Raw genomic sequence first — 7,698 nt, forward strand, 5'->3', positions numbered from 1 at the left:
TAATATGAAAATCCCATTTTTTAGACCAGTTCTGGCCGTGCTTACAGCCGGTATTCTTAATGCTTGTAGCAGTAGTGCACCTAAGATAATTTCTACACCAATAGATAATATAGATTCTATTCCTCTTAAGGTTAGTGACCTTTCAGAAACACAGCTTAAAGGTTGGGGAGGTGCCGATCTTACCACAGATACTATTCCTGGGATGAGCGTTGATAAGGCCTACGATGAGATAATTAAAAATAACCAACCCTCTCCCGTGATTGTTGGGGTAATAGATAGCGGAGTAGATATTGCACATGAAGATCTTAGGAATGTTATCTGGACCAATACCGATGAAATTCCCGGAAATGGAAAGGATGATGATAATAATGGTTATATAGATGATGTTCACGGCTGGAACTTCCTTGGTGATGCCGTTGAAGAGAATATGGAATATACCCGTATCTATAAAAGGCTTAAACCTAAATACGAAGGTAAAAGTGAGAGCAGTATAAGTACAGCAGATAGAGAAGAATATAACCTCTATCTGGCTGCAAAGGCAGAATATGAAAAAGAATATAATGAAACTGTACAAACCAGGGACCAGTACCTTCAGATAAAAGAACAATTAACAGCCGCTCATAAGGCGGTTTCTGCAGAACTGGGAACAGAGGATTATACCAAAGAACAGTTAGCCGATTTTAAACCTGAGAGCCAGCAGTTGCAGCAGTACAAATCCATGCTTACCCAGATCCAGTACAATGTGAATGAGAATATTCCCGAAGCCCTTGAAGAACTTGACGATGCTATAGATTACTATGCAGGCAGAATTGATACCCATTTCAATATGGAGCTTGATGGCAGGGTTAAAACAGGGGATGATCCATATGACATTACAGATACAGATTATGGAAATAACGATGTTGATGGACCTGAACCTGATAAAAAAAATATAAAACATGGTACACATGTTGCAGGTATTATAGCGGCCGATCGAACTAATAGCATTGGAATAAAAGGAGTTTCCAATAATGCAAAAATCATGGCGATTAGAGCTGTTCCTGATGGCGACGAGTATGATAAGGATATCGCTCTGGCTATAAGATATGCAGTGGATAATGGTGCTAAAGTTATTAACACCAGTTTTGGTAAATATTTTTCCACACACCCTCAATGGGTTATAGACGCTATCAAATATGCCGCAGAAAAAGATGTTCTCATCGTAAATGCAGCAGGAAATGAAGGTCTTAATCTTGATGAGAAAAGAGTATATCCTAATGATCAGGATCCTCAGAATACTTCAGAAGTAGCTGATAACTTCCTTACAGTGGGAGCTCTTAACTATGAGTACGGATCTGGTTTACTGGCAGGTTTTTCCAATTATGGAAAACTGAATGTGGATGTTTTTGCACCAGGTACAAAGATCTGGTCCACTACTCCGAATAACGAATATGAATATCTGCAGGGAACCTCTATGGCAGCACCAGCAGTAAGTGGAATTGCAGCAATAATAAGAGGATATTATCCCCAGTTGTCCGCAGCTCAGGTTAAGCAAGTCATTATGGATAGTGGACTTACAACAAATGCTTCTGTGATTGTAGGAGGAGACAGGAATAATACTCAAAAGTTCCAGAACCTGTCTACTTCCGGAAAAATGGCAAACCTTTACAATGCCTTGATTCTGGCCGACCAAATCGCAAAAAACAAATAAGAAATGAATAGAATAATTTTTAGTTTATTATTAATCACAACCGGGCTGTTAAATGCCCAGAATAATACAGGTTACTGGCAGCAACATGTAGACTACACGATGGAAGTTGATGTGAATGTAGAAAATTTCCGTTATACAGGAACGCAGGAACTTATATATACCAATAATTCTCCAGATACCCTGGACAGGGTTTTCTATCATCTGTACTTCAATGCCTTTCAGCCAGAAAGTGAAATGAACGCACGCCTTACGAGCGTTCCCGATCCTGATGGCAGAATGACCATTAATAAAGGCACAGACGAAAATCCAGAGATCGTAAGCAGAATTTCTGAACTTACTCCAGAGCAGATTGGGTATCTAAGAGTCAATTCTCTCACCCAGGATGGTCAAAAGCTTCAGTATGAAGAAGTGGGGACTGTACTGGAAGTTGAACTTGCCGAAGCAATTCTGCCTGGCGATAAGACCATTTTTAAAATGGAATTCGAAGGGCAGGTACCGGAACAGATCAGAAGATCCGGTAGAAACAGTTCAGAAGGAATTGCGCTTTCCATGAGTCAGTGGTATCCTAAATTAGCTGAGTATGACTTTCAGGGATGGCATGCAGATCCTTATATAGCCCGTGAATTCCATGGGGTATGGGGAGATTTTGATGTTAAGATCACGATCGATAAAGATTACATCCTGGGAAGTACTGGATATCTTCAAAATCCCGAGGAAATAGGATATGGTTATGAAGAAGAAGGAACCAAAGTGAAAAGAAAAGGGGATAAGCTTACATGGCATTTTGTAGCGCCCCAGGTTCACGATTTCACCTGGGCCGCCGATCCCGAATATATCCACGATAAAGTAGTTGCCGAAGATGGCACTGTTCTTCACTTCCTTTACAAGGATAATGACGAAATAAAGGAAAATTGGAAGAACCTTCAACCTAAAACTGCTGAACTTCTTGCATTTTTCAATGAACATATTGGCCCTTATCCATGGGATCAGTATTCAGTAGTTCAAGGCGGTGATGGTGGTATGGAATACGCCATGCTTACACTAATTACAGGCGAACGTTCTTTTGGTAGCCTTGTTGGTGTAACCTCCCACGAAATGGCTCACGCCTGGTTCCAGCATCTTTTAGCCACTAACGAAAGCAAGCATGAATGGATGGATGAAGGATTTACTTCATACATTTCTTCGCTGGCGATGAACGAAGTGATGGATCAGAATGCTGAAAATGCGCATAGTGGGTCTTATAGAGGTTATTATTACCTCGCGAGATCAGGTAGAGAACAACCTCAAAGCACCCATGCTGACAGGTACGCGCTTAACGGACTTTATGGTGCATCAGCCTATTCAAAAGGTGCGGTGTTTCTAGCACAGCTCGGATATGTAATAGGCCAGGACAACTTGGCGAAAACCCTGAATAAATATTATGATGAATGGAAATTCAAACATCCTACGCCTAACGACTTTATAAGGATCGCTGAAAAAGTTTCCGGAGCAGAGCTTGACTGGTACCTCATGGACTGGACACAAACGACGAATACCATCGATTATGCTATTGACTCTGTAGAAGATAGTGGAGAGAGTACAACTGTAAACCTTCAACGTATAGGACTAATGCCTATGCCTGTAGAATTGGATGTTACTTATACTGACGGAACTGAAGAGACTTTTTATATTCCCCTGCAAATGATGAGATGGGAAAAACCTGCTGAAGAAGGAGTTAAATGGACTGTAAAAGATGACTGGGCCTGGGGATTCCCAACTTACCAGCTTGAGATTCCTGTAACTAAGGAGAATATTAAAAGCATAGAGATTGATAAGTCTCAATTAATGGCTGATATTAACCTGGAAGATAATAAATGGACAAACTCTTCCAATAACAATTCAGAGTCCGGTAACTAATCCCACGTAGAACCATATTTTAAAACCCTTTCATAACTGAAGGGGTTTTTTTATTTAATACTATGCTTACTTTTGAAACATGGACCAAAGTTTCGGAAATTCCCAAAAACTGAAGAGCAAAAAGCATATAGACCTGCTTTTTACTGAAGGTAAAAGCCTAAAGGCCTTTCCTCTTAAACTTATTTACATTCCTTTGGCTGAGAAAGGAGAACCTCAATTAAAAACAGGTGTTTCTGTACCTAAGAAACTAGTTAGTACCGCAGTTAAGAGGAATAGAATTAAAAGGCTCATTCGGGAAGTTTTCAGAAAAAATAAGTACCTTGTTACCAAAGATTTATCTTCTTCACACGCATTCATGTTCATTTACATTTCCCGGGACGAAATGAGCTATGAAAAAATCGAAATGAGCATGATAAGGATAATGGAGAAATTCAGGGAAAAACTTTAAGCTATGAAAAAAAGAATTAACAGGGCGGTCATTCTTCCGGTTGTTCTAGTCGGAATATTTCTGGGAACCGTTAGCTTCAGATCAGATTTCTTTGAGATCGCCAAACAGATTGAGATCTTCACTACGCTTTTCAAGGAGATCAATATGAATTATGTAGATGAAACCAATCCGGCGGCGTTGATGGATACAGCTATAAAATCCATGCTTACAGACCTTGATCCTTATACCAACTACTGGAACGAACAGGATGTGGAAGCGGCACGAATAAACTCTGCCGGAGAATATACCGGAATTGGAGCCCTGGTTAAAACCGGAGCTGAGGCAATTACCGTGGTGGAAGTTTACAAGGATTATCCGGCAGATAATGCCGGTTTAAAGGCAGGAGACGAGATTCTAAAGATCGGGGATATCAGTGTAGCCGATTTTAAAGAAGATGCGGGAGAACTTCTTAATGGAGCCCCAGACAGCAATATTAGCATTACTTATCGAAGACAGGGGGAAATTAGAACCACTTCTTTAAAGAGAAGTGCGGTAGAGCTGGACGCAGTACCTTTTTATAAATTACTGGAGGATAATTCAGGATATATTGTGCTATCACGTTTTAATGCTAAAGCATCTACCGAAGTTGGAAGGGCACTTAAAGATCTCAAGAATCAGGGAGCAGATAAGATTATTCTCGATCTGAGAGGAAATCCCGGCGGGCTCCTGAATGAAGCCATCAATGTTAGCAATATTTTTATTCCGGAAGGCGAACTGATTGTTACCACAAAATCGGCAATAGAAAAATACAACCGTGAATATTTCACAAAAAAGGAACCTATAGATACCAAAATTCCTTTGGTAGTGCTGGTAAACGGAAGAAGTGCTTCTGCAAGTGAGATAGTTGCGGGAGCAATTCAGGATCTGGACAGGGGAGTAATTATAGGTGCAAGAAGCTTTGGAAAAGGACTTGTGCAGAGACCGAGGGAACTGGCTTATGGAACTCAACTCAAGATAACAATTTCGAGGTATTATACTCCAAGCGGAAGGTGTATTCAGGCTTTGGATTATCGCAGAAGGGATGAAGATGGCAAGGCAGTACGAACACGGGTGGAAGATTATAATGAATTCACTACCCGCAATGGCAGGAAAGTATATGATGGTGGGGGAATACTTCCAGATATCAGCCTTGAAACTTCGGAATTCAGCGATATAACCCAGGCATTGTTAATTGAAGATGCCATCTTTAATTATGCTACCAAATATTATTATTCCCATGAGCTTTCAGATCCTTCGGAATTTAATTTTACAAATGAAGATTTCAACGATTTTAAAAAATATGTGGAAAATTCCGGTTTTGAATATCAAACCGCGACCGAAAGAGAATTGAACGATATGCTGGAAAAATCTGAAGATGAACAGATAAGAACCAGGATCTCTTCAGAAATATCCAATATTAAAACGGCAATAAATAATTACAAGAAACAGCAACTGGAAGATAAAAAGCCTGAAATTGCAAGTTTATTAACCGATGAGATCATTAAACGTTATTTCTATAAAGAAGGATTGTATGAATATTATACAAAGAATAATCCCGAGATAGAAAGGGCAAGGGCAATTCTTAACAATCCTTCAGAATATTCTAAAATCCTAAAATAGAAATGGAAGCTTTTCTTTCATTTTTCGAACAGATGCCGGCCTGGCAAAAGGTAGCCTGGATCAGTTTAGTGCTTGGAGTATTCTGGATCCTGGAAGGCTACTACGCTTTAGTAAAGTTCAGATATAACAAATGGCGTCATGCAAAAACCAACTTCATCCTACTTGGATTTGTAATGTTGATAAACCTGCTATTCGGATTTATAACCGCCGGAATATTTATTTGGATTCAGGATTATCAGGTTGGGATTTTACAGTTTTTAAACATACCTATATGGGTTGAACTAATTTTATCTATCATGGCACTGGATCTGATAGCCCAGTACTTTGTTCATTTTTTATTACATAAAGTAAAATGGATGTGGAGACTGCATCTGGTACATCACAGCGATACCCATGTAGATACCACTACCGGAACACGCCATCATCCTTTCGATTTTCTTATAAGGGAAAGTTTCGCTTTGATGACGGTTATTATCATGGGAATGCCTTTAGGTTTTTACCTGTTCTACCGTATCTTAAGTGTATTCTTCACTTACTTTACCCATGCAAACATCAAACTTCCTGGTAAACTGGATAAAGTTCTGAGTTATCTTATAGTTACTCCAAATATGCATAAATTCCATCATCATTATCAATTACCCTGGACCGATAGCAATTATGGAAATATGTTAAGTATCTGGGATCGTATTTTTGGAACATTCGTTTACGACAGCACAGAAAATATACGTTATGGTATTGATATAGTAGATGATAAAACCTCAGATAATATAGGTTATCAGCTTGGTATTCCTTTTAACAGGTCTATCAGGACCAGGAATTAATCTTTCAGCATTGCTATATGTGGAATACCATCCTCCAGGTAACCCTCACCCACAGTGTGATATCCGTGAAATTCATAAAACTTTATAAGATATTGTTGTGCAGATAGCTTTATTCGTGAAGTATTGAAATGATCTTTTATAGCCTGATCTGAAGCTTTCATGATCTCATGACCGTAGCCAAATTTTCTTTCTGAATATTTTACAACAACCCGGCCTATAGCCGCTTCATTAAAATAATATCCCGGTTTGAAACAACGGGTATAAGCAACAATTTTATCATTTTTCTTTCCAATAACATGGAGCGCATCACTGTCCTTTCCATCAATATCCTGGTATACACAATCCTGTTCTACCACAAAAACTTCAGAGCGCAACTGTAGAATATCATAAAGTTCAGTAAGTCTTAACTCACTGAACTTCTTTACTTCAACCTTTAAATCCATAGGTTATTAACAATACTTTTTCGCCGGGATCTTATCCACTCTTCTTTGATGACGTCCTCCTTCAAATTCGGTATTGATAAAAGTTTCCGTCATTTGTGTGGCAAGTTCCTCAGATACAAACCTGGCGGGAATACTCAGGATATTAGCATTGTTATGCTCCCTTGCTAGTTTAGCGATCTCTTCGTTCCAGCATAAAGCAGATCGTACCCCCTGATGTTTATTAGCGGTCATGTTTGCGCCGTTTCCACTTCCACAGATAATAATTCCAAGATCTGCCTTTGCGTTTTCCACATCTTCGGCTACCGGATGTACAAAATCAGGATAATCAACACTATAGTCAGAATTTGTACCATAATTAGTAACTGTATGGCCAAGTGATTCCAGCTTTTCCTGGATCATTTGTTTATAACCGGTACCTGCGTGATCATTTCCAATTGAGATTTTCATGTTCATATGATTTGTGACAAAGTTAAAAAAAGCGGTCATTAACCAACTTATTTTTGATTGTTAATTACTTTACAGAATATCTTAGTTTTCAATGTTTTAAAATTGACACCTAATTGTGAAAAACATCTGATGATTTAATTAGAAATAAATTTTGTTTTTAAGAAAATAATAACAATACGCTCCTTATGTTGAATAAACCAAATTATAAGTATATAATTTTTTAGTTAGTTATGAGCACTTAAAAACAGCTTACAACGAAAATGATAGTGATAAGATGGGTAAACTAGCTCATAGAATGCTCCCAATGCTTAGGCA

7 protein-coding genes are annotated in these 7,698 nt (G+C 38.8%); 5 read left to right on the top strand and 2 right to left on the bottom strand.

The features are described 5' to 3' along the window. The first annotated feature begins 4 nt into the window (after positions 1–4). From EZJ28_RS15070 to EZJ28_RS15090, 5 genes are all read left to right on the top strand, one after another. Positions 5–1,690, top strand: a complete 1,686-nt coding sequence (locus tag EZJ28_RS15070) for a S8 family peptidase (protein WP_131399374.1) — start codon at positions 5–7, stop codon at positions 1,688–1,690. A 3-nt stretch (positions 1,691–1,693) separates the two neighbouring features. Further along, positions 1,694–3,586: a M1 family metallopeptidase gene (locus EZJ28_RS15075; RefSeq protein ID WP_131399376.1), complete on the top strand. Its 1,893-nt coding sequence runs from the start codon at positions 1,694–1,696 to the stop codon at positions 3,584–3,586. 79 nt (positions 3,587–3,665) lie between these two features. Beyond that, on the top strand, positions 3,666–4,034 hold the full coding sequence (rnpA, locus tag EZJ28_RS15080; RefSeq protein ID WP_131399378.1) for a ribonuclease P protein component: 369 nt from the start codon (positions 3,666–3,668) through the stop codon (positions 4,032–4,034). Positions 4,035–4,037: 3 nt separating this feature from the next. Beyond that, entirely contained in the window at positions 4,038–5,672 is a 1,635-nt protein-coding gene (locus EZJ28_RS15085; RefSeq protein WP_131399380.1) for a S41 family peptidase, read from the top strand. A gap of 2 nt (positions 5,673–5,674) precedes the next feature. Further along, on the top strand, positions 5,675–6,493 hold the full coding sequence (locus EZJ28_RS15090; RefSeq protein WP_131399382.1) for a sterol desaturase family protein: 819 nt from the start codon (positions 5,675–5,677) through the stop codon (positions 6,491–6,493). Here EZJ28_RS15090 and EZJ28_RS15095 read toward each other — a convergent pair. Together EZJ28_RS15095 and rpiB are read right to left on the bottom strand one after the other, a co-directional pair. Further along, positions 6,490–6,936, bottom strand: a complete 447-nt coding sequence (locus EZJ28_RS15095) for a GNAT family N-acetyltransferase (protein ID WP_131399384.1) — start codon at positions 6,934–6,936, stop codon at positions 6,490–6,492. The genes EZJ28_RS15090 and EZJ28_RS15095 overlap by 4 nt on opposite strands. A 6-nt stretch (positions 6,937–6,942) precedes the next feature. Continuing rightward, entirely contained in the window at positions 6,943–7,383 is a 441-nt protein-coding gene (rpiB, locus tag EZJ28_RS15100) for a ribose 5-phosphate isomerase B (protein WP_131399386.1), read from the bottom strand. Positions 7,384–7,698 lie beyond the last annotated feature (315 nt).

It is taken from the genome of Gramella sp. KN1008 (assembly GCF_004332155.1).
Classification (GTDB): Bacteria; Bacteroidota; Bacteroidia; order Flavobacteriales; family Flavobacteriaceae; genus Christiangramia.

Bases quoted from the DNA above. Each gene is read 5' to 3' on its own strand.
- EZJ28_RS15070 (WP_131399374.1), top strand. From the start codon at position 5: ATGAAAATCCCATTTTTTAGACCAGTTCTGGCCGTGCTTACAGCCGGT.
- EZJ28_RS15075 (WP_131399376.1), top strand. From the start codon at position 1,694: ATGAATAGAATAATTTTTAGTTTATTATTAATCACAACCGGGCTGTTA.
- rnpA (WP_131399378.1), top strand. From the start codon at position 3,666: ATGGACCAAAGTTTCGGAAATTCCCAAAAACTGAAGAGCAAAAAGCAT.
- EZJ28_RS15085 (WP_131399380.1), top strand. From the start codon at position 4,038: ATGAAAAAAAGAATTAACAGGGCGGTCATTCTTCCGGTTGTTCTAGTC.
- EZJ28_RS15090 (WP_131399382.1), top strand. From the start codon at position 5,675: ATGGAAGCTTTTCTTTCATTTTTCGAACAGATGCCGGCCTGGCAAAAG.
- EZJ28_RS15095 (WP_131399384.1), bottom strand. From the start codon at position 6,936: ATGGATTTAAAGGTTGAAGTAAAGAAGTTCAGTGAGTTAAGACTTACT.
- rpiB (WP_131399386.1), bottom strand. From the start codon at position 7,383: ATGAAAATCTCAATTGGAAATGATCACGCAGGTACCGGTTATAAACAA.